The 25,037-nt window shown below is 71.2% G+C and carries 20 protein-coding genes; 15 read left to right on the top strand and 5 right to left on the bottom strand.

Going from position 1 to position 25,037, the window contains the following annotated elements:
• Nucleotides 1-17: 17 nt before the first annotated feature.
• The 7 genes from pyrH to C7474_RS07215 are packed head-to-tail and all read left to right on the top strand — an operon-like array spanning nt 18 to nt 4,725.
• Nucleotides 18-737, top strand: a complete 720-nt coding sequence (gene pyrH, locus C7474_RS07245) for a UMP kinase (protein ID WP_121058439.1) — start codon at nt 18-20, stop codon at nt 735-737.
• A gap of 56 nt (nt 738-793) precedes the next feature.
• Entirely contained in the window at nt 794-1,348 is a 555-nt protein-coding gene (gene frr, locus C7474_RS07240) for a ribosome recycling factor (protein ID WP_121059343.1), read from the top strand.
• Between the two features lie 22 nt (nt 1,349-1,370).
• Nucleotides 1,371-2,396, top strand: coding sequence for a phosphatidate cytidylyltransferase (locus tag C7474_RS07235; protein ID WP_121058437.1), 1,026 nt, complete (start codon nt 1,371-1,373; stop codon nt 2,394-2,396).
• Entirely contained in the window at nt 2,393-2,950 is a 558-nt protein-coding gene (locus tag C7474_RS07230; protein WP_121058435.1) for a DivIVA domain-containing protein, read from the top strand. The genes C7474_RS07235 and C7474_RS07230 overlap by 4 nt, the downstream gene beginning before the upstream one ends.
• Before the next feature lie 24 nt (nt 2,951-2,974).
• Nucleotides 2,975-3,694 carry an aggregation-promoting factor C-terminal-like domain-containing protein gene (locus C7474_RS07225; RefSeq protein ID WP_241965156.1) on the top strand — a complete coding sequence of 240 codons (720 nt, stop codon included), beginning with the start codon at nt 2,975-2,977 and terminating at the stop codon, nt 3,692-3,694.
• Between the two features lie 4 nt (nt 3,695-3,698).
• A complete protein-coding gene (locus C7474_RS07220) occupies nt 3,699-3,980 on the top strand; it encodes a hypothetical protein (protein ID WP_121058433.1) in 282 nt (93 codons plus the stop codon).
• 25 nt (nt 3,981-4,005) lie between these two features.
• Nucleotides 4,006-4,725, top strand: coding sequence for an alpha/beta hydrolase (locus C7474_RS07215; RefSeq protein ID WP_121058431.1), 720 nt, complete (start codon nt 4,006-4,008; stop codon nt 4,723-4,725).
• On the opposite strand, the gene C7474_RS07210 is transcribed toward C7474_RS07215, so the two are convergent.
• Nucleotides 4,726-5,805: an AI-2E family transporter gene (locus tag C7474_RS07210; protein ID WP_121058429.1), complete on the bottom strand. Its 1,080-nt coding sequence runs from the start codon at nt 5,803-5,805 to the stop codon at nt 4,726-4,728.
• 180 nt (nt 5,806-5,985) lie between these two features.
• On the opposite strand from C7474_RS07210, the gene C7474_RS07205 reads away from it, so the two are divergent.
• Both C7474_RS07205 and C7474_RS07200 read left to right on the top strand, forming a co-directional pair.
• On the top strand, nt 5,986-7,776 hold the full coding sequence (locus C7474_RS07205) for a DUF8094 domain-containing protein (protein ID WP_121058427.1): 1,791 nt from the start codon (nt 5,986-5,988) through the stop codon (nt 7,774-7,776).
• The gene (locus C7474_RS07200) at nt 7,776-8,711 is read left to right on the top strand and encodes a tetratricopeptide repeat protein (protein WP_121059339.1); all 936 of its coding nucleotides are present in this window, start codon (nt 7,776-7,778) and stop codon (nt 8,709-8,711) included. The genes C7474_RS07205 and C7474_RS07200 overlap by 1 nt, the downstream gene beginning before the upstream one ends.
• A gap of 61 nt (nt 8,712-8,772) precedes the next feature.
• Here the strand turns inward: C7474_RS07200 and glgB are convergent, their stop codons facing one another.
• The 3 genes from glgB to glgX form a co-directional block, all read right to left on the bottom strand.
• Nucleotides 8,773-10,908 carry a 1,4-alpha-glucan branching protein GlgB gene (glgB, locus tag C7474_RS07195; RefSeq protein WP_121058425.1) on the bottom strand — a complete coding sequence of 712 codons (2,136 nt, stop codon included), beginning with the start codon at nt 10,906-10,908 and terminating at the stop codon, nt 8,773-8,775.
• Nucleotides 10,905-12,953: an alpha-1,4-glucan--maltose-1-phosphate maltosyltransferase gene (locus tag C7474_RS07190; protein ID WP_121059337.1), complete on the bottom strand. Its 2,049-nt coding sequence runs from the start codon at nt 12,951-12,953 to the stop codon at nt 10,905-10,907. Before C7474_RS07190 ends, glgB begins: the two co-directional genes overlap by 4 nt.
• Nucleotides 12,954-13,154: 201 nt before the next feature.
• On the bottom strand, nt 13,155-15,221 hold the full coding sequence (glgX, locus tag C7474_RS07185; RefSeq protein ID WP_121058423.1) for a glycogen debranching protein GlgX: 2,067 nt from the start codon (nt 15,219-15,221) through the stop codon (nt 13,155-13,157).
• Between the two features lie 74 nt (nt 15,222-15,295).
• On the opposite strand from glgX, the gene C7474_RS07180 reads away from it, so the two are divergent.
• From C7474_RS07180 to ligA, 3 genes are read left to right on the top strand one after another with little or no spacing between them, the layout of a single operon-like run.
• The gene (locus C7474_RS07180; protein ID WP_121058421.1) at nt 15,296-16,480 is read left to right on the top strand and encodes a cysteine desulfurase family protein; all 1,185 of its coding nucleotides are present in this window, start codon (nt 15,296-15,298) and stop codon (nt 16,478-16,480) included.
• A 9-nt stretch (nt 16,481-16,489) separates the two neighbouring features.
• Nucleotides 16,490-17,587, top strand: a complete 1,098-nt coding sequence (mnmA, locus tag C7474_RS07175) for a tRNA 2-thiouridine(34) synthase MnmA (protein ID WP_121058419.1) — start codon at nt 16,490-16,492, stop codon at nt 17,585-17,587.
• A 39-nt stretch (nt 17,588-17,626) separates the two neighbouring features.
• Nucleotides 17,627-19,933, top strand: a complete 2,307-nt coding sequence (gene ligA / locus C7474_RS07170; protein WP_121058417.1) for an NAD-dependent DNA ligase LigA — start codon at nt 17,627-17,629, stop codon at nt 19,931-19,933.
• A 15-nt stretch (nt 19,934-19,948) separates the two neighbouring features.
• Here the strand turns inward: ligA and C7474_RS07165 are convergent, their stop codons facing one another.
• Complete coding sequence (locus tag C7474_RS07165) at nt 19,949-21,649, bottom strand: long-chain-fatty-acid--CoA ligase (protein WP_121058415.1); 1,701 nt, start codon at nt 21,647-21,649, stop codon at nt 19,949-19,951.
• 56 nt (nt 21,650-21,705) lie between these two features.
• On the opposite strand from C7474_RS07165, the gene gatC reads away from it, so the two are divergent.
• From gatC to gatB, 3 genes are read left to right on the top strand one after another with little or no spacing between them, the layout of a single operon-like run.
• Nucleotides 21,706-22,005 carry an Asp-tRNA(Asn)/Glu-tRNA(Gln) amidotransferase subunit GatC gene (gene gatC, locus C7474_RS07160; protein WP_121058413.1) on the top strand — a complete coding sequence of 100 codons (300 nt, stop codon included), beginning with the start codon at nt 21,706-21,708 and terminating at the stop codon, nt 22,003-22,005.
• A complete protein-coding gene (gene gatA / locus C7474_RS07155; protein WP_121058411.1) occupies nt 22,002-23,513 on the top strand; it encodes an Asp-tRNA(Asn)/Glu-tRNA(Gln) amidotransferase subunit GatA in 1,512 nt (503 codons plus the stop codon). Before gatC ends, gatA begins: the two co-directional genes overlap by 4 nt.
• A complete protein-coding gene (gene gatB, locus C7474_RS07150; RefSeq protein ID WP_121058409.1) occupies nt 23,513-25,027 on the top strand; it encodes an Asp-tRNA(Asn)/Glu-tRNA(Gln) amidotransferase subunit GatB in 1,515 nt (504 codons plus the stop codon). The genes gatA and gatB overlap by 1 nt, the downstream gene beginning before the upstream one ends.
• Nucleotides 25,028-25,037: the final 10 nt, after the last annotated feature.

Raw genomic sequence — 25,037 nt, 5'->3', positions numbered from 1 at the left:
GACGAGAGGAACCCTGAGTGATCGACGAGAACACGGGACGCCGCCGCGTCCTCCTGAAGCTGTCCGGTGAGGCGTTCGGAGGCGGTTCCCTCGGAGTCAACCCCGATGTCGTCAGTCAGATCGCCCAGGAGATCGCCGCCGCGGCGGACGAGGTCGAGATCTCCATCGTCGTCGGCGGCGGCAACTTCTTCCGCGGCGCCGAGCTCAGCCAGCGCGGCATGGACCGCGGGCGCGCCGACTACATGGGCATGCTCGGCACGGTCATGAACGCCCTCGCCCTGCAGGACTTCCTCGAGCAGGCCGGCGCCGCCACGCGCGTGCAGTCGGCGATCTCGATGACCCAGGTCGCCGAGCCCTACATCCCGCGTCGCGCCGAGCGCCACATGGAGAAGGGCCGCGTCGTCATCTTCGGCGCCGGGGCGGGCCTGCCGTACTTCTCGACCGACACGGTCGCCGCGCAGCGCGCGCTCGAGATCGGCGCCGACGAGGTGCTCGTCGCCAAGAACGGGGTGGACGGCGTCTACACGGCCGACCCGAAGAAGGATCCGTCGGCCACACGCATCGACCGCATCACCTACGCTGACGCGCTCCAGCAGGGCCTGAAGGTCGTCGACTCGACCGCGTTCAGCCTCTGCATGGACAACGGCATCGACATGCGCGTGTTCGGGATGGAGCCGGCCGGCAACGTGACGCGCGCCCTTCTCGGCGAGCGCATCGGCACACTGGTCACGATCTGAGTCGGTGCGCCCCCGCGCACTAGACTTGACCGGACGCAACGACGAATGGAGTGACCGTGATCGCCGACATCCTGGCCGACACGAAGACGCGCATGGCCCGGGCCGTGGAAGCCGCGAAGGACGACTTCGCGACCGTCCGCACCGGCCGCGCGAACCCGCAGCTGTTCCAGAAGATCCTGGTCGACTACTACGGCACCCCGACGCCGCTGGCCCAGCTCGCCTCGCTGGCGAACCAAGAGGCGCGCACGCTCGTCGTGACGCCCTACGACAAGTCCGCGCTGAAGGCCATCGAGCAGGCGATCCGCGACACCCCCAACCTCGGCGCCAACCCGACGAACGACGGCAACCTCGTCCGCGTGACGATGCCCGAGCTCACCGCCGAGCGCCGCAAGGAGTACGTCAAGCTCGTGCGCTCCAAGGGTGAGGACGCGAAGGTGCACCTGCGCGGCATCCGTCGCAAGTCGAAGGACGAGCTCGACGCGCTCAAGAGCGACGTCGGCGAGGACGAGCTCGTCCGCGCCGAGAAGGAGCTCGACGGCATCACCCGCACCCACGTCGACGAGATCGACGAGGCCCTCAAGCGCAAAGAGGCCGAGCTGCTCGAGGTCTGATCCTCCGTGGCTCCGGTGACACATGGCTGAGGATCCCGCTGGCGGGACGTCGTCCGGCGACGACGTCCCGCGCACGCGCGCCCAGGCGCGGCAGGCGACCGAGCCGACGGCGTCGTCCTTCCAGTCGCACGTGCGCGCCGCGCGCTCCGAGTTCGAGCATCAGATCGACCGCGCCCGCGCGGATTTCGAGCACGCCAACGAGCGCATCAACGCGCGCACCGGACGCAACCTCTTCCTCGCGATCGCCATCGGCGTCGGGATCGGGCTGGCCGTGCTCGGCTCGCTGCTGTGGATCAAGTGGCTGTTCCTCGTCCTCGCGATCCCGCTGTGCCTGCTCGGCGTGTTCGAGTTCTCCCGCGCCCTGCAAGCGGCCGGTCGTCGGGTCGATGTCTGGCCGCAGCTGGTGGCGGGTGCCGTCATCATGCTCAGCGCCCTCCTGGGGCACACCACGCACTGGGTGCTCACGTTCGCCGCGGTCGCGGCGGTGCTCGTCTGGCGCATGATCGGCCAGATGGCCGCCCAGGACGCGCGGCGCTACAGCGACGTCCTGCAGGACGTGCTCGCGGCGGGCCTCATCGCGCTGTACGTCCCCTTCCTCGCGAGCCTCGCCGTCGTGCTGCTGCGTCAGGAGCAGGGCGAGCTCTGGGTGCTGACGATGCTCGTCATCGTCATCGCGGCCGACACCGGCGCGTATGCGAGCGGACTCGCCTTCGGCAAGCACCCGATGGCCCCGAAGATCAGCCCCAAGAAGACGTGGGAGGGCTTCGCGGGCGCGGTCGTGGCGGCCGTCGTCGCCGCGATCCTCATGGGCGTGTTCCTGCTGCACCTGCCGATCTGGGCCTCCGCTGCGCTCGGCGTCCTCATCCTGCTCACGGCGACCGTCGGCGATCTCGGCGAGTCGATGATCAAGCGCGACCTCGGCATCAAGGACATGTCCTCGTGGCTGCCGGGGCACGGCGGGGTGCTCGACCGGCTCGACAGCATCCTCCCGTCGACCGCCGTCGCGCTCGGCCTGTACGTCCTCTTCTTCCCCTTGGTGGTGGCATGACCCTCGAAAGCCCGACGTCGACCTTCCCGCTCGTGCAGGGCCGTCGCAAAGGCTACGACCCGGCCGCGGTCGACGCATTCCTCATGCGCGCCCGCGACGCATTCGAGGCCGGCGACGCCTCGCTGACGTCGGCGGAGATCCGGCGCACCGGGTTCCGACTCGTGCGTCACGGCTACGAGATCGGCATGGTGGATGCGGGCCTCGGCAGGCTCGAGGACGCCTTCGCCGCGCGCGAGCGCGAAGGGGCGCTCTCGCGTGCCGGCGCGCGGGCGTGGGTTGGGCAGTCCCGCAAACTCGCGCAGGAGATCCTCGACCGGATGAGCCGGCCTCAGCGTCGACGCTTCCGCCGCGTCGGAGTGCTGCACTACGGCTACCGCATCGACGAGGTCGACATCGTCGCCGAGCGCATCGCGGCGCACCTGGAGTCGGGGGAGCAGCTGAGCCCCGAGCAGGTGCGCAGCGTCGCGTTCCGGATGCAGCGGCGCGGATACGACGAGACGCAGGTCGACGCCGTGCTCGACGCGACCGTCGAGGTGATGCTCGCCGTCGGCTGACGGCGCCGCTAGACTGGCCCGACTGTGACTTCCGGAAACGAGCTGACCCCCACCTCCTCGTCGACGGCACCCGCACGTCGCACAGGAGCCGTCGCGCCGCGTGCGGCCGGAGCGCGCTGGACGCGCCGACGCGGTGTGCTGGCCGTGTTCGCAGCCCTCGCCGCCGCCGGTTTCGCCGTGTCGGCGATCGCGCCGCTGGGAGCCGTCTCGACGCAGGCCCACGCCGCCGAGCTCGACCCGATGTCGCTGTACGAGACCACGATCGCCGATGCGCAGGCGCTCGTCGCCGCCGGCTCCGACAAGCCGCTCGGTCGCGAGACCCTCGCCTACACGGTGTACGTCACGCCCAAGCCGACTCCCACCCCGACCGCCACCGCGAAGGCGAAGACGACCGCCGGCGGATCGTCGTCGGGCTGGGCGCCGCCGTTCGTCAGCCCCGATCCGGGCAGCGCCCAGGCGATCGCCTACGAGATGGTGCTCGGGCGCGGCTGGGGCGACGACCAGTTCGCGTGCCTGGTCGCGCTCTGGAAGAAGGAGTCGGGCTGGCGCGTCAACGCGTACAACGCCGGCTCGGGAGCGTACGGCATCCCGCAGGCGCTCCCCGGCAACAAGATGGCCTCGGCCGGCGCCGATTGGGAGACCAACCCCGCCACCCAGATCGCGTGGGGTCTCGGCTACATCGGCGGCCGGTACGGCACCCCCTGCGGCGCGTGGGACCACTCGCAGCGCAAGGGCTGGTACTGACCCCATGCCCCGCGCGAACCGTCGCCGGCCGGACGGCGGCGACGACTCGTTCGAGCGTCTGCTGAGCGGGTGGAAGCGCACCGAGACGCGACGGGGGCGCACCTGGACGGTGCAGCCGCTGTCGGGCTCCCAGTCTCAGAAGGACTACACCTGCCCCGGATGCGGCCGTGTCATCGCGGCCGGAACCGCCCATGTCGTCGTCTGGCAGGCCGACGGCATCCTGGGCGACGCCGCCGATCTCGCGGCACGTCGACACTGGCACAGCGCCTGCTGGAAGAGCGCCTGAGCGCACCGAGAGGAGCCCCGACCGCATGGAGATCCGCGGACCCGTCCTGCTGCCCGCCCGCCGCGAGGAGATCGAGCTGACCACGCTCGACGGCCTGACGCTGGTGGGGGAGCTCGCCCTTCCCGCCGACCGCGACCCCGTCGCGACGCTCGTGACCCTGCATCCGCTGCCCACGGCGGGTGGGTTCATGGACTCGCACATCCTGCGCAAGGCCGCCGGGCGTCTCCCCGCCCTCGCCGACCTCGCCGTGCTGCGGTTCAACACCCGCGGTACGACGTCGCCGCGCGGCACGAGCGACGGGGCGTTCGACGGGGGCGCGTCGGAGGAGTTCGACGTCGCCGCCGCGATGGCGTTCGTCCGTGAACGGGGCCTGCCGCATCCGTGGCTCGTGGGCTGGTCGTTCGGCACCGAACTCGCCCTCAAGTACGGCCGTGACCACGACATCGACGGCGTCGTGCTGCTCTCGCCGCCGCTGCACCGCGCGACCGACGCCGAGGTCGCCGCATGGGCCGGCGATTCCCGCCGCATGGTCGTTGTCGTGCCCGAGTTCGACGACTACCTGCGGCCCGACGCCGCGCGGGAGCGGTTCGCCGCGGTGCCGGATGCCGCCGTCATCGCCGTGGACGGCGGGAAGCACCTGTGGGTCGGCGAGAACCAGACCCGGCGCGTGCTCACGGAGATCGTCGCGGCCGTGCGCCCCGACGCGCTGCCGCTGGCCACCGAATGGGACGGCGACCTCGCCTGATCACAGCTCGTTCTGTCGGGGGATCAGCACCTGCCGGTAGATGATCAGGATGCTCGCCGCCACCGGGATGGCGATGAGGGCGCCCAGCAGGCCCAGCAGCGATCCGCCCGCGAGGGCGGCGATGACGACGACCGCTCCGGGAACCGACACGGCGCGGCTCATGATGCGCGGGGAGAGGAAGTACGCCTCCACCTGCATGTAGACGACGTACCAGATCAACGCGACGAGCGCCGTGAGCGGCGACCCGAGCCCCGGGATCAGGCACACGAGCACGATGATCGCCGAACCGGTGAGGGTTCCCACGAGCGGGATGAGCGAGAAGAAGAAGGCGACGACGGCGAGCACCGCCGGGAAGGGCGCCTGGATGATGGTGAGGAAGATCGCGCTCAGCACGCCGTTGATGACGCCCAGCGTGACCTGCCCCGCGACGTAGTAGCCCACCGACGCGGTGATCTGCTCGGCGAGGTCGATGAAACGGGGACGCTTCGAGGCCGGCACCAGCTGGTACACCGACGCCTTGAGCGACGGCGTCGATGCGGTGAAGTAGATCGTCAGGATCAGGATGATGATCGCCCCGGTGAATCCGGAGGCGATGCCCGCGCCGATCGAGATGATCGTGCCGCCGGCGGTCGAGCCGATCTGGCCGAAGTCGAGCGAGTTGTACCAATCGGAGATGTAGCCGAACAGCTCGTCGACGTTGAGCATCGGGAACGTGTCGCTCAACCAGTCGCGCGTCGACGCCACGGGATCCCACTCGCCGCTGACCGCGTTCTCCACGAGCTGCTGGATCGACTGCACGACCTGCGAGATCTGCTGCACGATCACCGGCACGACGATGAGGATGATCGCCGCGAACGCACCCAGCACGGCGGCGAAGGTGATCAGCAGCGACGCCCAGCGGGGGAGTCCCTTGCGGGTGAGCCAGGTCACCAGCGGGTCGAGACCCAGCGAGACGAACAACGCCGTGCCGACGTAAAGCAGGACCGTCGACAGCGAGCTGACGCTGTTGATGAGCAGGATGCCGACGCCCACGCCGAGGGTTGCGACCAGCGCGGTGCGGAAGGGATGCTGGATCTTCACGGGACCTCCTCGGGACACGTCCTGTCAGGATACTGATGCCGCGACGACATACCGGCCCGACAGGCCCCTCCCGGGCGATGTCCAGCCGGTTTCGCTAGGCTGGAATGTCGAATGTGCCTTCCCGTCCGCGCGCCTCGCGGCGGCCGCGCCGAGTGCGGGAGGCGGAGAGAGGTTCGTTTCGTGCGTTTCGTGTGGGCAGTCGTCGCCTTCGTCCTGGCGACCGTGATGATCGGTGCCGGGATCGCGCAGCGCACCGTCTTCCAGGGTCCCAAGACGCAGACCGAGACGATCTCGGTCGACGATGCGGCTCCGTACGTGCTCGTCGACGGCACCGTGCTCGGCAGCAACGCCGGCGCGCAAACCTTCCGCGCCCAGGCGGACGGCACCATCTTCGCCGCCTACGGCCGCACGGACGACCTGGAGGCCTGGCTCGCCCGCACCGACTACGCCCACGTGACCCTCGGCGACGAGGGCGACGTCGTGACGGCGCATGTCGACGCCGAGGCGCCGGTGAAGTCCGACGACGGCGAGACCGTCCCGCTGACCCCCGCCGGCTCCGACCTCTGGCTCGACGAGTTCCAGCAGGACGACGTGCTCGTCGCCTCGGTCAGCCTGCCGGCCGACATGAGCCTGCTCGTGGCCGGCGACGGCGTCGAGGACGCCCCCCAGACGATGTCGGTCACCTGGCCGATCGGCAACGCCACGCCGTGGGCGGGGCCCCTCATCCTCGGCGGCGGCATCCTCATGGCCGTCGGCATCGTGCTCTACATCCTCGCGGTGCGTCATCTGCGCCGCTCCCGCGGTCCGCGCCGACGCGGTCTGCCCATGCCGGTGACCGAGCCGATCGACGTGCGCGAGGTCGAGGCGGCCGGCGAGAAGGGCGTCATCAGCGCATCCCCCTCGCGTCGTCAGCTCGGCGGACGCACCCGGAAGCTCGTCGCGATCCCCGTCGCGGCGGTGGTGGGGCTGTTCGCCACCGGGTGCACGGCGGACGCGTGGCCGCAGCTCCCCGCGGCGCAGAGCCCCTCGCCGTCGGCGAGCGTCGTCGTGCCCGAGGGGCAGGAGGCGCCGCCCGCGGTGACCGAGCAGCAAGCCGCCCGCATCCTCGACAAGATCGCCGACCAGGTCGCCTCGGCCGACGAGACCAACGACGCGAACCTCGCCGCGACGCGCCTGGACGGCACGGCGCTGGCGACGCGCTCGACGAACTACACGCTGCGCACCCAGCTGCCCGATCGTGCGGCGCTGCCGGCGATCCCCACCGGCGACGTCAAGCTGCTGCTGCCGGAGGCCTACGAAGGGTGGCCGCGCAGCTTCTTCGCGGTCGTCACCGACGACACGACGCAGTCCGACAAGGTGCTCGCCGTCACACAGACCGACCCCTGGTCGAACTACAAGTTGACCTCCATCGCCGACCTCACGGCGGAGACCTCGCTCAACGTCGCTCCGGCCTACATCGGCGCCCTGCAGGTGCAGCCGGACTCGCCGTTCCTGATGATCGCGCCCGAAGACCTGGCGGGCGCGTACGCGGACGTCATCGACAACGGGGACGCGAGCCGGTACGCCTCGCTGTTCTCCGACACCGACCCCTTCCGCAGCCAGGTCGCCGACAACCGCGCGGCGACGAAGCAGGAGTTCGACCAGACCGGTGCCACCACCGGCACGCTGACCTTCGCGACGACGGCCGGCAGCCAGGAGCCCATCTCGCTCGCGACGCTCGACAGCGGCGCCATCGTGGCGGTGACGGTCAACGAGACCGAGACCGTCGCGCCGACGACGTCGGATGCCGTCATCAAGGTCGACAACAACCCGGTGGTGAAGACCCTCACCGGCCAGACGCAGTCGGCGAGCGGGTTCACCACGACGTACGTGGACCAGCTGTTCTTCTTCGTGCCGGCGCAGAGCTCCAACCAACGGATCCAGAACCTCGGCTACTCCTCCGACATCCTCGAAGCGAAAGTGAAGCAGTGATGAGCGATCAGGCTCCCGGTGCCGTCCTGAGGGGAGCAGTCGATCTGTCGTCGCTGCGCTCCCGCCCCACCGCCCCCGCCGCGGGCGCGTCGGCTCCCGAAGAGGGCGGCGCACTGCCGCTCGTCTTCGATGTGACGGATGCGTCCTTCCCCCAGGCGCTGGAGCTCTCGCGCACCGTCCCGGTCGTCGTCGACCTGTGGGCGGAGTGGTGCGGCCCGTGCAAGCAGCTGAGCCCGGTGCTCGAGAAGGTCGTCACCGAACTCGGCGGGCGCCTCGTGCTCGCGAAGGTCGACGTCGACGCGAACCCGCAGCTCGCGCAGGGCTTCCGCGCGCAGTCCATCCCGATGGTCGTCGCCCTCGTCGCCGGTCAGCCGGTGCCGCTGTTCAACGGCGCGGTCCCCGAGCAGCAGGTGCGGGAGGTGTTCGCCCAGCTGCTGCAGCTGGCGGCCCAGCACGGCGTGACCGGCACCGTCCCGGTCGGCGAGCCGGGGGAGGGTGCGGAGGAGCCGGCCGAGCCCGAGCTGCCGCCCCTGCACCAGGAGGCCTACGACGCGATCGAGAACGGCGACTACGCCACGGCCGTGAGCGCGTACGAGCGCGCCCTCGCGCAGAACCCGCGTGACGAGCAGGCACGCGCCGGTCTCGGTCAGGTGCGGTTGCTGCAGCGGGTCGACGGCGCGGACCTTCAGGCCGCGCGCGCCGCCGCCGCGGCGGCCCCGCTCGACGTCGAAGCCCAGTTCGCCGTCGCCGACCTCGATCTGTCGGGCGGACACGTCGACGACGCGTTCTCGCGACTGCTCGACCTGTTCGCGGTGCTGCCCGCGGACGAGCGCGGCCCCGTGCGCGAGCGCCTGCTCGAGCTGTTCGGCCTCGTCGGGGACGCCGACCCGCGTGTCGCGCGGGCGCGCGGCCGACTGGCCAGCCTGCTGTTCTGAGTCCACCACGCGGCGCCCGCACTCCGGAGGGAGGCGGGCGCCGCGTCGTGCCCTCCCCGTGTCAGCTGCGGTGGTGCAGCCAGAGCGTGCCCAGCGGGGGCACGGTCAGACGCGCGCGCCCGTGGGCGTCCGCCTGCACCTCGCCGCCGTTGCCGACGCCCGAGCCGCCGTACTCGACCGCGTCGGAGTTGAGCACCTCGCTCCACCGCCCGGGCTCGGGCAGATCGAGCGAGAAGTCGTAGACCGGGTTTCCGGCAAAGTTGCTCACGACCACGACCGTGTTCCCGTGGTGGTCGCGCCGCGCGAACGCGATGACGTTCGCGTTCCAGTCCGGCGCGCCGAGCCGGGTGAACGCGGCGCCGTCGGCGTCGCGCGCCCACAGCGGCGCCAGCTCGCGGTACGCGTGGTTGAGGGCGCCGACGAAGCCCTGCAGCTGGCGGTGGGCGGGCTGGTCCAGCATCCACCAGTCGAGGCTGCGGCCCTCCGACCACTCCGACATCTGGCCGAACTCCTGGCCCATGAACAGCAGCTGCTTACCGGGGTGTCCCCACATGTAGGCGAGGAAGGTGCGCATGTTCGCGAGCTTCTGCCAGTGGTCGCCCGGCATCCGGTCGAACAGCGAGCCCTTGCCGTGCACGACCTCGTCGTGGCTGATCGGCAGGATGTAGTTCTCACTGAACGCGTAGACGAACGAGAACGACAGCTCGCCCTCGTGCCACGAGCGGTACATCGGATCGCGCTTGATGTACTCGAGCGAGTCGTTCATCCAGCCCATGTTCCACTTGAACCCGAAGCCGAGCCCGCCATGGTCGGTCGGGGCGGTGACCCCCGGGTAGCTGGTGGACTCCTCGGCGATCATCGCGATGCCCGGGTTGCGCTTGTAGGCGGTGGCGTTGACCTCCTGGAGGAAGCCGATGGCCTCGAGGTTCTCGCGGCCGCCGTGCACGTTCGGCTCCCACTCGCCCTCGTTGCGCGAGTAGTCGAGGTAGAGCATCGAGGCGACCGCATCCACGCGCAGGCCGTCGACGTGGAACTCCTCGAGCCAGTACAGGGCGTTGGCGACGAGGAAGTTGCGCACCTCGCGCCGCCCGTAGTCGAAGATCAGCGTGCCCCAGTCCTTGTGCTCGCCGCGCCGGGGGTCGGGGTGCTCGTAGAGCGCCTGACCGTCGAAGCGGGCGAGCGCGAACTGGTCCTTCGGGAAGTGGCCGGGGACCCAGTCCATGATCACGCCGATGCCGGCCTGGTGCAGGCGGTCGATCAGGTACCGGAGGTCGTCGGGGGAGCCGAAGCGACTCGTGGGGGCGTAGTAGCCGGTGACCTGGTAGCCCCACGATCCGCCGAAGGGGTGCTCTGCGAGCGGGAGGAACTCGACGTGCGTGTAGCCGAGGTCGGTGAGGTACTCGATGAGCGGGTCGGCGGCCTCGCGGTATCCGAGGCCGGGGCGCCACGATCCGAGGTGCATCTCGTACGTCGACATCGGCTGGTCGAGCGCGGAGCGCGTCGCGCGCTCGGCCATCCACTCGGCGTCGTCCCACGTGTACGCGGATGCCGTCACGATCGATCCCGTCGCCGGCGGAACCTCGGCGGCGCGGGCCATCGGGTCGGCCTTCATGATCCAGGTACCCGCCTGCGTGAGGATCTCGAACTTGTACACCGTCCCGGTGCCCAGCCCCGGCACGAACAGCTCCCACACCCCGCTGGAGCCGAGTGAACGCAGCGAATGCCCCTGCCCGTCCCAGTTGTTGAAGTCGCCGACGACGCGCACGGCCTGCGCGTTGGGCGCCCAGACCGAGAACGAGACCCCCGCGACACCACCCAGGTCGCGCACGTGCGCGCCCAGCACGTCCCACAGCTGCTCGTGGCGCCCCTCACGGATGAGGTGCAGGTCGAGCTCGCCGACCGTGGGCAGGAACCGGTACGGGTCGTCGGCGACGAAGTCCGGTCCGTTCGGGTACGTCGTGTGGATGCGGTACGCGCCGGGCTGACCGTCGAGGGCCGCTTCCCAGATGCCGCCGCGCAGGTGCGCGAAATCGGCTGAACTCCCGTCGCCGAAGACCGCGGACACCGTCTCGGCCATGGGGCGTCGCACGCGCACCACCCAGCCGTCGTCGTCCTCGTGGGGACCGAGCACGTCGTGCGGTGCGTAGTACGAGCCGGTCGCGAGGGTGTCGAGCACCTGGTCGGAGGGCGTGGTCATCGGGTTCCCTTCACGTGCAGGATGTGCACCGGCTCGCCGAAGGCGTCCAGCCGCACGAAGTTGTCCTGGTTCCAGGTCCACCGCGCACCGGTGACGAGGTCCTCGACGTCGTAGTCGGCACCGCGGGGCACGCCGAAGGCCGAACTGTCGACGTGGACGGTGGTCTGGCGGGTCGAGTGCGGGTCGACGTTGGCGACGACCAGGATCGTGTCGTCGACCCCGGTGGGCGACAGGGCGGCCGGCAGGTGCTTGGAGAAGACGAGGATCGCGTCGTCGTCCGACCAGTGGATGCGCAGCCCGCGCAGCTGCCGCAGCGCCGGGTGGGCGCGGCGGATCTCGTTGAGGCGCCGAAGATACGGAGCGAGCGAGTCGCCGCGGGCCTCGGCATCCGCCCAGTCGCGCAGCTTGTACTCGTACTTCTCATTGTCGATGTTCTCTTCGGAGCCCGGACGTGCGACGTTCTCGATGAGCTCGTACCCCGCGTATACGCCATAGCTGGCGCCGCCGGTCGCCGCGAGCGCCGCGCGGATGCGGTACGCGGGGCGCCCCCCGAACTGCAGGTACTCGGTGAGGATATCGGGGGTGTTGACGAACAGGTTCGGTCGCATGAAGTCGGCCGTCTCGTCGCTGATCCAGCCGAGGAACTCCTCGAGCTCCGCCTTGCTGTTGCGCCACGTGAAGTACGAGTAGCTCTGCTGGAAGCCGCTCCAGGCCAGCGCCTGCAACGGCGAGGGACGCGTGAACGCCTCGGCGAGGAACACGATGTCGGGGTCGGTCGCGGTCACTTCGGCGATGAGCCACTCCCAGAACCACAGCGGCTTGGTGTGCGGGTTGTCGACGCGGAAGATCTTCACGCCCTGCGCCACCCAGTGGCGCACGATGCGCAGCACTTCCGCGCTGATCCCTGCGGGGTCGTTGTCGAAGTTGATCGGATAGATGTCCTGGTACTTCTTGGGCGGGTTCTCCGCGAACGCGATCGACCCGTCGGGGAGCGTCGTGAACCATTCCGGGTGGGTACTCACCCACGGGTGGTCGGGGGAGGCCTGCAGAGCGAGGTCGAGCGCGACCTCGAGACCGTTCTCCCGCGCCGCCTCGACGAACGCGCGGAAGTCCTCGAGCGTGCCGAGGTCGGGGTGCACGGTGTCGTGTCCGCCGGATGCCGCGCCGATCGCCCAGGGAGAGCCGGGATCGGCGGGCCCCGCGGTGAGCGTGTTGTTCGGTCCCTTGCGGTTGGTGACCCCGATCGGATGGATCGGCGGCAGGTACAGCACGTCGAAGCCCATCGCGGCGACCTCGGGGAGCCGGCGGACAGCGGTGCGGAACGTCCCGCTGCGGATCGATCCGTCCTCCAGTCGCTGCGCGCCCTCCGACCGCGGGAAGAACTCGTACCAGGCGCCGACGCCGGCGCGCTCGCGCTCGACGAGCAGGTCGTGGTCGTCTCCGAGTGTGACGAGGGCGGCGAGCGGGCGGGCGGCGAAGTCCGCCGCGATGACGGGGTCGCGCACGATCTCCAGCGCGGCGGGATCCGAGACGGCGGTGTCGCGCAGCCGGGCGGCGGCGTCTTCGAGGCGGGCGCGCTCGTCGGCAGGGCGGTCGCCCTCGGCGGCGGCGCGTTCGAACAGCAGCGCGCCCATCTCGCGCATGAGGGCGGTGTCGACGCCGGCGGCGATCTTGAGCTCTGCGGCATGCTCCCACGTCGCGAACTCGTCGGCGAACGCCTCGAAACGGAACCGCCAGGTCCCCTGCACGAGCGGTGCCACACTCACCCGCCAGCGGTCGTAGCCGTCGTGCAGCGGAGTGAGGCGGTGCAGCGTCTCGGTGCCGCCCGGAGAGGTGAGCCGCAGGTGCACGCCGATGAGGTCGTGGCCCTCGCGGAAGGCGGTCACCTGGAACGGCACGGCTTCGCCGACGAACGCCTTCGCGGGGAAGCGGCCACCGGGCACGCTCGGGCGGGCCCCGCCGAGCGGGATGCGCCCGTTGCGGGTCGTGAAGGCACCGTGCCACGCCGCGGCCGGTCGCTCCGGGATGGGTGCGGTGCTGCGCACCTCGGGCTCACGGGGCGCGGGCGCAGCGACGGGAGCGGCCTTCGCCGCGGGCTGCGGTGCGGGCTCGCTCGCGGCAGCGCTCGTGGCGGGCGGCTCGGCGGCGACGGGAGCCGCGGCCGGGGGCGGAACGGGACGGGCAGCGGAGGTGCGCTTCTTCGTGACCACGTCTCGAACCTACCCCGCAGGGCGCGCGGCGGGAACTCACTCCATCCGGAACAAGTGCATTCCGGTATCCGGCAGCGAGACCATGTCGCCCGGGGCATATGCCGATTCGTCGCCGATCGGGTGCTCGTCGATGCTCGACCACAGGGAGACGTAGCGGTGGACGCCGTCGACGACGGGGAGCCGTATCTCGGCGGCGGATTCGTACCCGTGGATGATCAGCAGCACGCGGTTGGCCGGTTCGTCCTCGGGGGTCGAGGTCGCGGCGTACTGGAGCGTGCGGTTCGACGGGTCGTTCCAGACTTCCGTCGTCATGGCGCGCCCCTGCGCGTCGTACCAGTCGATGCTCGACGCGGACGGGACCGCGCGCGTCTCGTGCGCGAAGCGCCGTGGGCGCAGCGCGGGATTCTCGCGCCGTAGCGTGATGAGGCGTTCGACGTGGGCCCGGAGGTCCTGCTGCCAGGGCGCATGCTCCCACGACAGCCAGGTGAGTGCCGAGTCGTGGCAGTAGGCGTTGTTGTTGCCGCGCTGGGTGCGACCGAATTCGTCGCCGGCCGTGATCATGGGGATGCCGGCCGACAGCAGCAGACTGCCGAGCAGGTTGCGCATGGCCTTGCGTCGCCGGGCGAGGATCCGTTCGTCTTCGGTGCGACCTTCCGCACCGTGGTTGAAGGAGCGGTTGGTGTCGGCGCCGTCGCGGCCGTGCTCCCCGTTGCCCAGGTTGTGCTTGACGTCGTACGAGACGAGGTCGCGCAGGGTGAAGCCGTCGTGCGCGGTCACGAAGTTCACCCCGGCAAGCGGCCCGCGCGCCGTGCTGAAGGCATTGGACGAGCCCGCGAGACGCGTGGCGAATCCGCCGATCCCGGTGGGGGAGTGACCCGCTCGCCGCGCGTAGTCGACGTCGCTGAGCCAGAAGTTGCGCACGTGATCGCGGTAGTGGTCGTTCCATTCGCTCCAACCGTCGCCGAAGTTGCCGGTCTGCCAGCCGCCCATTCCCACGTCCCACGGTTCGGCGATCTTCTTCACCCCGGCCAGGAGCGGATCGTCGACGATCGCGCGCAGCAGCGGATGCTCGGGGTCGAAGGTGTGGTCGGCGTCGCGCCCGAGCGTCGCGGCCAGGTCGAAGCGGAACCCGTCGATCTGCATCTCCGTCGCCCAGTAGCGCAGGGAGTCGAGCACGAGGCGCGCGGCCGCGGGCGTGGCGGTGTTCACCGCGTTGCCGCATCCGGTGACGTCGATGTAGGCGCCGTCGGCGTGCTGCCGGTAGTACCCGCGGTTGTCGATGCCACGGAAGCTCGTGCGCGGGCCGCCGATCTCGAGTTCGGAGGTGTGGTTGTAGACGACGTCGAGGATGACTTCGAGTCCCGCCGCGTGCAGCGCCTTGACCATCTCCTTGAACTCGCGCACGATCGCCGTGGGTCCTCCGGCCCGGGCGGCGGCCGTCGCGTAGTCCGCGTGCGGAGCGAAGAAGCCGAGCGTGTTGTAGCCCCAGTAGTTCGTGAGGCCGAGGTTCAGCAGGCGCGGCTCCGTCTCGAACGCGTGCACGGGCAGCAGCTCCACCGCGGTGACGCCGAGCGAGGTCAGGTGGGCGATCATCGCGGGGTGACCGAGGCCGGCGTAGGTGCCGTGGAGGGCGGGTGGGATGTCGGGATGCCGCTTCGTGAGGCCCTTCAGGTGCGCCTCGTAGACGACCGTGCGATCCAGCGGCACGGCCGGCTTGGCGACGCCGCCCCAGTCGAAATCGTCGTCGACGACGACGGCCCGCCAGTCGCCGAGACCGCCGGAGACGAGGCCGCGCGCATACGGATCCAGCAGCAGAGACGCGGAATTGTAGGTGTTGCCCTGGCGTGCCGGTCCGTCGACCCGGAGCGCGTGCGGCGTGCCGACGTGCAGCCGCTTCGTCGTCACCTGCCACACGTCTCCGTCACCGCGCTTGAGCGGCAGTTCGTCGATCGCCCAGTCCAGATCGTCCTCGTCGAACAGCACGAGGGCGATGCTCGTCGCCCGCTGCGACCACACGCGCAGGGTCGCCGTGCCGTCGTCGGCGCGGGTGACGCCGAGGCGGTCGAACGCGCTCGAGGACAGCTCGGGGATGGTGTCGGGCATGCGAACTACAGTAGTGAGAGGACGTGGGAGCGATCTCCCGACGGCCGCAATCCGAGTGGCTCCCGGGAGACGGCATGCGCGTGTATCTGGATCATGCGGCGACGACCCCGTTGCGCTCCGAAGCGCGCGAGGCGTGGCTGGCCGCCGCCGACGAGGTCGGGAACGCCTCGTCGGTGCACGGTGCCGGACAGCGCGTGCGCCGGCTGCTCGAGGAGGCGCGCGAGCAGCTCGCCGCGACTGTCCGCTGCGATCCGATCGAGGTCGTCTTCACCTCGGGCGGCACGGAGTCGATCAACCTCGCGCTGGTCGGGCTGTGGCAGGCGCGTCCCGCGGGGACGGACCGTCTTGTGCTGCCCGACGGCGAGCATCACGCCACGATGGAGACGGCCGAGTGGCTCGCCGCCGACCGCGGCGCGGTGATCGCTCCGGTGCCGCTCGACACGCTCGGTGCCGTTCCGGTCCCCGCCTTCGCGGAGGCGCTGCCGGGCGCCGCGCTGGCCACGGCACTGATCGGCAACAACGAGGTCGGCACGCTCAACGACGCTGCCGCGCTGGCCGCCGCGGCGGCGGAGGCCGGAACCGCGCTGCATCTCGACGCCGTCGGAGCCGCGGGCGTCGTACCGGTCGACTTCCGCGGCTGGCGTGCCGGCGCCTCCGGGGCGGGCGGGCTCGTGGCGCTGTCGGTATCCGGCCACAAGATCGGCGCCCCCGTGGGCACCGGCCTGCTCGTCGTCTCGCGGCACGCGCGCCTGGCACCGCTCTTCCACGGCGGCGGCCAGCAGCGGGGTCTTCGCCCGGGGACGCAGGACGTCCCCGGCGCGGTGGCGCTGGCCGCGGCGATGACGGCTGCCGAGACCGACCGCGAGGTGGAGGCGGCGCGGCTGGTCGCGCTGCGCGAACGCCTCGCGGACGGCATCCGGTTGGCTCTCCCGGCGGCACAGGTGCTCGGCGACCCGGTACGCCGGCTGCCGGGGAACATGCACGTGCTCTTCCCGGATGCCGCCGGCGAGACGCTGCTGTTCCTGCTCGACGTCGCGGGCATCGACGTGTCCACCGGGTCGGCGTGTCAGGCCGGCGTGACCGAGCCCTCGCACGTCGTGCGCGCTCTGGGCCGCTCCGAGCGGGATGCCCGCTCGGTGCTGCGGATCACGCTCGGCCGCACGAGCACCGACGCGGACGTCGACGCCGTGCTGGCGGCGCTGCCCGGCGCCTACGAGCGGGCGGTGGCATCCGGCGCCCGGTCAGGCGGCGGTTCATAGACTGGACGTATGCGGATCCTGGCGGCCATGAGCGGCGGTGTCGATTCCGCCGTGGCTGCGGCCCGGGCGGTCGAGGCCGGACACGACGTCGTCGGGGTGCATCTCGCGCTCTCGCGTGCGGGCGGCACCCTGCGCACCGGCAGCCGCGGGTGCTGCACGATCGAGGATGCCCTCGATGCCCGTCGCGCGGCCGACCTGCTCGGCATCCCGTTCTACGTGTGGGACTTCTCGGAGCGCTTCCGCGACGACGTGATCGACGACTTCGTCGCCGAGTACCGCGCCGGTCGCACGCCGAACCCGTGCATGCGCTGCAACGAGAAGATCAAGTTCGCCGCCCTTCTCGAGCGCGCCGTCGAGCTCGGCTTCGACGCCGTCTGCACCGGCCATTACGCGTTGCTGGTCGACGCGCCGACCGGCCGGGAACTGCACCGCGCGTCGGATGCGGCCAAGGACCAGTCGTACGTGCTCGGCGTGCTGACGGCCGAGCAGCTCGCCCACACCTACTTCCCGCTCGGCGACACGCCCTCGAAGGCCGTCGTGCGAGCCGAGGCCGAGGCGCGCGGGCTCAGCGTCGCGCAGAAGCCCGACAGCCACGACATCTGCTTCATCCCCGACGGTGACACGCGCGGCTGGCTCGCCGAGAAGGTCGGGACCGCGACCGGCGACGTCGTCGACCGCACCGGCGCCGTCGTCGGCAGCCACGAGGGGGCGCACGCGTTCACCGTCGGGCAGCGCCGCGGCCTGCAGCTGGGCGTGCCCGCCGCCGACGGGAAGCCGCGCTTCGTGCTCGAGGTGCGTCCGGTCTCGAACACCGTCGTCGTCGGGCCGAAGGAGGCGCTGGCCACCGCCGAGATCTCGGGGGAGCGCCACAGCTGGGCGGGCGCCGCGCCGCAGACCGATGCGTTCGCGTGCGAGGTGCAGATCCGCGCCCACGCCGATCCGGTGCGCGCCCGGGCGACGGTCGAGGCCGGTCGTGTCACGGTGGTGCCGGATGCGCCGTTCGACGGCGTCGCCCCCGGCCAGACAGCCGTGCTCTACCTCGGCACGCGCGTGCTCGGCCAGTTCACGATCGACCGCACCCTCTCGGCGGTCCCGGTCGGGGCGTGACCTCGTGTCGATGTCCGCGCCCCGTCCTACACTGGCCGGGTGAGTGAACCAGGCGCGGCCGTCCCCTCCACCCGTGACGACGCGCGAGCCGAAGCGGAACGTCTCACCCAGCGCATCCTCGACGCCCGGGACGCCTACTACGGCGCCGATGCCGAGATCGTCGACGACGCGACCTACGACGGATGGATGCACGCCCTCGAGGCGATCGAGCGCGCGTTCCCCGAGCTGCAGGGACAGGACTCGCCGACCCTGAGCGTCGGCGCCGCGCAGACCTCGATGTTCGCGCCGGTGACCCACGCCGAGCGGATGCTGAGCCTCGACAACGTCTTCTCCGCCGACGAGCTGCGCGAGTGGTGTCGGAAGACCGCGGCTGCGGCCGGTCGTCCCGTGCGCTGGCTCACCGAGCTCAAGATCGACGGACTCGCGATCAGCCTGCGCTACGAGAACGGGGTCCTGACCTCGGCCGCGACGCGCGGCGACGGACGCGTCGGCGAGGATGTCACGTTCAACGCCCGCAACGTGGCGGGGATCCCGGCGCGGCTGTCGGGCACCGGTCATCCGGCACTGGTCGAGGTGCGCGGCGAGGTGTTCATCCCGGTCGCCGAGTTCGACGCGCTCAACGCGCTGCAGGCGCGGCTGCGCGACCGGGTGCTCGAGGAGAGCCGCGCGCGCGGCGTCGACGAGGAGAAGGCGACCCGCAGTGCGGCGCGCCGCTTCCCGGCATTCGCGAATCCGCGCAACGCCGCCAGCGGCGGTCTCCGGCAGCAGCTCGACAAGAAGTCGGGCCTCGAGCTCGAAGCCGGCACCGCGCGGCTGTCGTCGCTGCGCCTCTACGTGCACGGCATCGGGGCGTGGCCGGAGCCCCCGGTCGCGTCGCAGAGCGAGGTCTACGATCTGCTCGCGGGCTGGGGACTGCCGACGAGCCCGTACTTCGCGACGTCGGACGACATCGACGGCGTCGAGGCCTACGTCCGCCATCACGGCGAGCACCGGCACGACGTCGAGCACGAGATCGACGGCGTGGTCGTGAAGGTCGACGAGCTCGCGCTGCACGACGAGCTGGGGGCGACCAGTCGGGCACCGCGCTGGGCGATCGCCTACAAGTACCCGCCCGAGCAGGTCAACACGCAGCTGCTCGACATCGTCGTGTCGGTGGGGCGCACGGGCCGTGCCACGCCGTTCGCGGTGATGGCGCCGGCCCGCGTCGCCGGCTCGGTCGTCCGCCAGGCGACCCTCCACAACCAGGACGTCGTGAAGGCGAAGGGCGTGCTCATCGGCGACACCGTCGTGCTGCGCAAGGCGGGTGATGTGATCCCCGAGGTGCTCGGGCCCGTCGTGGAGCTGCGCGACGGCAGCGAGCGCGCGTTCGTCATGCCGAGCGCCTGCCCCGAGTGCGGGTCGCCGCTGGCCCCGGCGAAGGAGGGCGACATCGACCTGCGGTGCCCGAACACGCGCGCGTGCCCGGCGCAGGTGCGGGGCCGCGTCGAACACATCGGATCGCGCGGAGCCCTCGACATCGAGGCGCTCGGCGAGGTGACGGCCGCCGCGCTGACCCAGCCGTCGTCCCCGGCGGAGCCACCGCTGCGGACCGAGGCGGGACTGTTCGACCTCGGCCTCGACCAGCTCGTCCCGATCGAGGTGGTCGTCCGCGACGCCGAGACGGGACTCGCGAAGGAGGACGACGACGGCACGGTGAAGACCCGCGCCCCGTTCCGCCGCAACCCGACGCCCGCCGAACGCAAGGAGGGGCGCACAGGGCCGCAGCCGTCGGCGCAGGCGCTGACCTTCCTCGACGAGCTCGAGAAGGCCAAGACGAAAGATCTGTGGCGCTTCCTCGTCGCGTTGAACATCCGGCACGTGGGGCCGGTCGCCGCGCGCGCTCTCGCCCAGTGGTTCGGCTCGATCTCCGCCATCCGCGCCGCGACGCGCGACGAGCTCGCCGCCGTCGAGGGCGTCGGCGGGATCATCGCCGACTCGCTGATCGAATGGTTCGACGTCGATTGGCATCGCGACATCGTCGACCGCTGGCAGGCCGCCGGTGCGCGGCTGGAGATCCCCGGTCACCCCGGTCCCGGCGCCGCGGCGGCCGCCGGCGGTGTGCTGAGCGGCCTGACGGTCGTCGCGACCGGGTCGCTCGAGGGATACACGCGGGAAGGGGCGCATGAGGCGATCCTCGCCGCCGGCGGCAAGGCCGCCTCCAGCGTCTCCAAGAAGACCGACTTCGTCGCCGCAGGGCCGGGCGCCGGCTCGAAGCTCGCCAAGGCGGAGGAGCTGGGTCTGCGCATCATCGACGCCGCCCAGTTCCGGGTGCTCGTCGAGCAGGGACCCGACGCGCTCGATCTCTGAGGGGACGCGCCGACGTCAGGCGCCGGAGTTCAGGTCCACGAGCGACTCGCGCACCTGACGGCGCAGCACCTTGCCGATGAGGGACTTCGGCAGTTCGTCGACGACGAACAGGCGCCGCGGCACCTTGTACGGCGTCAGGATGCCGCGGGCGCACTCGCGGATCGACTCGACGTCGACATCCCCTGCGCCGTCGAGCACGACGGCGGCGACGACCTCTTCCCCGGAGTGCTCGTTCGGGAGGCCGACGACAGCGGCGTCGACGACCCGCGGATGCTGCCGCAGCGCGTTCTCGACCTCGGTCGGGGCGACGTTGAAGCCGCCCGTGATGATCAGCTCCTTGATGCGGTCGACGATGCGGACGAATCCGTCCTCGTCGATCGTGACGATGTCGCCGGTGCGGAACCAGCCGTCGACGAAGACCGCCGTGGTCTCCTCGGGCTTTCCGTAGTAGCCCTGGAACACCTGCGGCCCGCGCACGAGCAGTTCCCCGCGTTCGCCCTCGGGGACGTCGCGTGTCGGCTCGTCGGGGTCGACGACGCGGCATTCGGTCCCGGGCAACGGCAGTCCGATCGTCCCCGCCTTCCGGTTGTCGGCGACGGGGTTGGCCATGAGCACGGGCGAGCACTCCGACAGCCCGTACCCCTCGACGAGGTAGCCGCCGGTGGCCTCCTCGAAGGGGACGACGAGTTCGTGCGGCAGGGCCATCGCTCCGGAGATCGCGACGGACGTCCCCGCGAGCGACACACCCTGCGCCTGGGCGGCCTTCAGCAGCCGGTCGGCGATCGGCGGCACGAGGGGGAGGAACGTGGCGGGGTGCTTCTTCGTGACGGCGAGCACCATGTCCGGTTCGAAGCGCGGGAACAGCACGAGGCGGGCGCCCATCGACATCGCGAAGGTGAGGCAGAGCGTCAGCCCGTAGGCGTGGAACATCGGCAGCACGGCGTAGACGACGCACCCTTCGCCGCGGTGGATCGACGGCACCCAGGCCTGCGCCTGCCGGGCGTTCGCGAGCAGGTTGCGATGCGTCAGCAGCGCGCCCTTCGGGGCGCCGGTCGTGCCGCTCGTGTACTGGATGATCGCGAGGTCGTCGGTGCCGGGACGGGGCGCCGACCGGGGCAGCGGCTCGGAGCGCACGAGCCCTTCCCAGCCGATGGCGCCGCGCACCCGCGCGGTCAGGGCGTCGCGCGATTCCCGGGCCTTGCCGAGCGGCAGCCGCAGCGCGAGGCGCAGCGACAGCGGCATCGCGGTGGTGATGTCGACGGAGATGAGGTTCGTGACGGCGAGGTCGGCGGGGAACTCCTGCACCGTGCCGACGACCTTGCTCCACACGATCGCCGTCTTCGCGCCGTGGTCTTCGAACTGCTTGCGCAGCTCCCGCGGCGTGTAGAGCGGATTGTGCTCGACGGCCACCGCCCCGAGGCGGAGGATCGCGTAGAAGGCGACGATGTGCTGCGGGCAGTTGGGCAGCACGATCGCCACCCGGTCGCCGGCGCGCACGCCCAGCGCCGTCAACCCGGCCGCGGCGCGCTCGACGGCATCCTGCAGCTCGCGGTACGACGTCGTGCGGCCGAAGAACTGCAGGGCCGGGGCGTCCGGGTAGTCGCGGGCCGACTCCTCGACGATGTCCCAGAGCGACCCCGTCACGGGGTCGAGGTCGGCGGGGACACCCGCCGCGTAGCTGGCGATCCAGGGGCGAGGCGGGTCGTAGCTGGTCACGCGGCCAGCCTAGTCGGCGGGCATCGGCGCGGCAGGGGCGCAACTAGACTGTGCGGGTGTCTGAAATCACCCCCGAACTCGTGCGCCATCTCGGCATGCTCGCCCGGATCCGACTGAGCGACGAGGAGGTGGACCGCCTCACCGGCCAGCTCTCGGTCATCGTCGACAACATCGCGAAGGTGTCCGAGGTCGTGACCCCCGACGTCGCCGCCACGAGCCACCCGATCCCGTTGCAGAACGTGTTCCGTGCCGACGAGGTCGGCACGATGCTGACGGTGGAGCAGGTGCTCCAGAACGCACCGGATGCCGCCGACTCCCGATTCAAGGTCACCGCGATCCTCGGGGAGGAGCAGTGAGCGAGATCATCCGACTCAGCGCCGCCGACCTGGCCGCGAAGCTCGCCGCCGGTGAGGTCTCGTCGATGGAGGCCACGCAGGCCCACCTCGACCGCATCGCCGCCGTGGACGGCGACGTGCACGCGTTCCTGCACGTGAGCGACACCGCCCTGCAGGCGGCGGCCGACATCGACCGTCGCCGCGCGGCGGGGGAGAGCCTCGGCGAGCTCGCCGGCGTCCCGCTGGCCGTCAAGGACGTGCTCGTCACCACCGACATGCCCTCCACGAGCGGGTCGAAGATCCTCGAAGGCTACATGTCGCCCTACGACGCGACCGTCGTCGCGCGCTCGCGCGCCGCGGGCCTCATCCCGCTCGGCAAGACGAACATGGACGAGTTCGCGATGGGGTCCTCCACCGAGCACTCTGCCTACGGGCCGACGCGCAACCCGTGGGACCTGGATCGCATCCCCGGCGGCTCCGGCGGCGGGTCGGCCGCAGCCGTCGCCGCCTTCGAGGCGCCGCTGGCGCTCGGCTCCGACACCGGCGGCTCGATCCGCCAGCCCGCCCACGTGACCGGCACGGTCGGGATGAAGCCCACCTACGGCGGTGTGAGCCGCTACGGCGCGATCGCACTGGCATCCTCGCTCGACCAGGTCGGCCCCGTCTCGCGCACCGTGCTCGACTCCGCCCTGCTGCACGACGTCATCGGCGGCCACGACCCGAACGACGCGACCTCCCTCACCGATCGCTGGCCGTCGTTCGCGGCGGCCGCGCGTGAGGGCGCGAGCGGGCAGGTGCTGAAGGGCCTCAAGGTCGGCGTCATCCGCGAACTGCCCGACAGCGGATTCCAGGCGGGGGTGTCGGCGTCGTTCCGTGCGGCGCTGGCCACCATGGAGGCGCAGGGCGCCGAGATCGTCGAGATCAGTGCGCCCCACTTCGAGTACGGCGTCGCCGCCTACTACCTGATCCTCCCCGCGGAGGCCTCCAGCAACCTCGCGAAGTTCGACTCCGTGCGCTTCGGCCTGCGCGTCGACGTGCCCGGAGGCACCGTCGAGGACGTCATGGCCGCCACCCGCGACGCCGGATTCGGCGACGAGGTGAAGCGCCGCGTCATCCTCGGCACCTACGCGCTGTCGGCCGGGTACTACGACGCCTACTACGGCAGCGCCCAGAAGGTGCGCACGCTCATCCAGCGCGACTTCGACACGGCGTTCGCGCAGGTCGACGTCATCGCGACGCCGTCGGCGCCGACCACCGCGTTCCGTCTGGGTGAGAAGATCGACGACCCGCTGCAGATGTACCTCAACGACGTGACGACGATCCCGGTGAACCTCGCCGGAGTCCCGGGCATCTCGATCCCCTCCGGTCTTGCGGCCGAGGACGGTCTGCCGGTCGGCATCCAGTTCATCGCACCGGCGCGGGAGGACGCGCGCCTGTACCGCGTGGGCGCCGCCGTCGAGGCGCTGCTGCTGGACGAATGGGGCGAGCCGCTGCTCGCGAAGGCTCCGGTCCTGGGAGGGGCGCGCTGATGGCTGCGAACGCATTGATGGACTTCGACAAGGCCCTCGAGCTCTACGAGCCCGTGCTCGGGTTCGAGGTGCACGTCGAGCTGAACACCGAGACGAAGATGTTCTCCGGCGCGGGCAATCCCGCCCACGAGAAGAACCACGGCGCTGCGCCCAACACCCTCGTCGCGCCCGTCGACATGGGTCTTCCGGGCTCGCTGCCGGTGGTCAACGAGACCGCCGTGCGCTACTCGATCAGCCTCGGGCTCGCCCTCGGCTGCTCGATCGCGCCGTCGAGCCGTTTCGCGCGGAAGAACTACTTCTATCCCGACCTGGGCAAGAACTACCAGATCTCGCAGTACGACGAGCCGATCGCCTTCGAAGGGCATGTCGAGATCGAACTCGAGGACGGGACCGTCTTCGACGTGCCGATCGAGCGTGCCCACATGGAGGAGGACGCCGGCAAGCTGACCCACATGGGCGGCGCGACGGGTCGCATCCAGGGCGCCGAGTACTCGCTCGTCGACTACAACCGCGCCGGCGTCCCGCTCGTGGAGATCGTGACGAAGCCGATCTTCGGCGCCGAGGAGCGTGCGCCCGAGCTGGCCGCGGCCTACGTGCGCGCCATCCGCGACATCGTGATCGGCCTGGGCATCTCGGAGGCGCGCATGGAGCGCGGCAACCTCCGCTGCGACGCGAACGTCTCGCTGCGCCCGCGCGGCCAGGAGAAGCTCGGCACGCGCACCGAGACCAAGAACGTCAACTCGATGCGCTCCGTCGAGCGCGCCGTGCGCTACGAGATCCAGCGGCAGGCGGCGATCCTGGCCGCCGGCGGCACGATCACGCAGGAGACCCGCCACTGGCACGAGGACACCGGTCGTACTTCGCCCGGCCGCCCCAAGTCGGATGCCGACGACTACCGGTACTTCCCGGAGCCCGACCTGCTGCCGGTCGCCCCGTCGGTCGAGCTCATCGAGCAGTTGCGCAGTGCACTTCCCGAGCCGCCCGCGGCGCGTCGTCGTCGCCTCAAGGCCGACTGGGGCTTCGCCGACATCGACTTCCAGGGCGTCGTGAACGCGGGGCTGCTCTCCGAGGTCGAGGCCACGGTCGCCGCCGGCGCCTCACCGGCCTCGGCCCGCAAGTGGTGGATGAGCGAGATCAGCCGCCTCGCCAACGCGCAGGGCGTCGAGCCCTCCTCGCTCATCGCGCCGGCATCCGTCGCCGAACTGCAGAAGCTCGTCGAGGCCGGAACGCTCACCGACAAGCTCGCGCGCCAGGTGCTCGAAGGCATGATCGCCGGAGAGGGGACGCCGCAGCAGATCGTCGACGCCCGCGGACTGGCCGTGGTCTCCGACGACGGCGCGCTGATCGCCGCGATCGACGAGGCCCTCGCCGCACAGCCCGACGTGCTCGAGAAGATCCGCGACGGCAAGGTGCAGGCCGCCGGCGCCGTCATCGGCGCCGTCATGAAGGCCATGCGCGGCCAGGCCGACGCCGCCCGCGTGCGCGAACTCGTGCTGGAGCGCGCCGCCCAGTAGCCGCATCCGC

The sequence above is a fragment of the Microbacterium telephonicum genome (genome assembly GCF_003651225.1).
Classification (GTDB): domain Bacteria; phylum Actinomycetota; class Actinomycetes; order Actinomycetales; family Microbacteriaceae; genus Microbacterium; species Microbacterium telephonicum.
This window is presented reverse-complemented; position numbering and strand designations above follow the sequence as displayed.

Coding starts and splice junctions, on each gene's coding strand:
- C7474_RS07235 (WP_121058437.1), top strand. CDS start 1,371: ATGGCTGAGGATCCCGCTGGCGGGACGTCGTCCGGCGACGACGTCCCG.
- C7474_RS07230 (WP_121058435.1), top strand. CDS start 2,393: ATGACCCTCGAAAGCCCGACGTCGACCTTCCCGCTCGTGCAGGGCCGT.
- C7474_RS07220 (WP_121058433.1), top strand. CDS start 3,699: ATGCCCCGCGCGAACCGTCGCCGGCCGGACGGCGGCGACGACTCGTTC.
- C7474_RS07215 (WP_121058431.1), top strand. CDS start 4,006: ATGGAGATCCGCGGACCCGTCCTGCTGCCCGCCCGCCGCGAGGAGATC.
- C7474_RS07200 (WP_121059339.1), top strand. CDS start 7,776: ATGAGCGATCAGGCTCCCGGTGCCGTCCTGAGGGGAGCAGTCGATCTG.
- glgB (WP_121058425.1), bottom strand. CDS start 10,908: ATGACCACGCCCTCCGACCAGGTGCTCGACACCCTCGCGACCGGCTCG.
- glgX (WP_121058423.1), bottom strand. CDS start 15,221: ATGCCCGACACCATCCCCGAGCTGTCCTCGAGCGCGTTCGACCGCCTC.
- C7474_RS07180 (WP_121058421.1), top strand. CDS start 15,296: ATGCGCGTGTATCTGGATCATGCGGCGACGACCCCGTTGCGCTCCGAA.
- mnmA (WP_121058419.1), top strand. CDS start 16,490: ATGCGGATCCTGGCGGCCATGAGCGGCGGTGTCGATTCCGCCGTGGCT.
- gatB (WP_121058409.1), top strand. CDS start 23,513: ATGGCTGCGAACGCATTGATGGACTTCGACAAGGCCCTCGAGCTCTAC.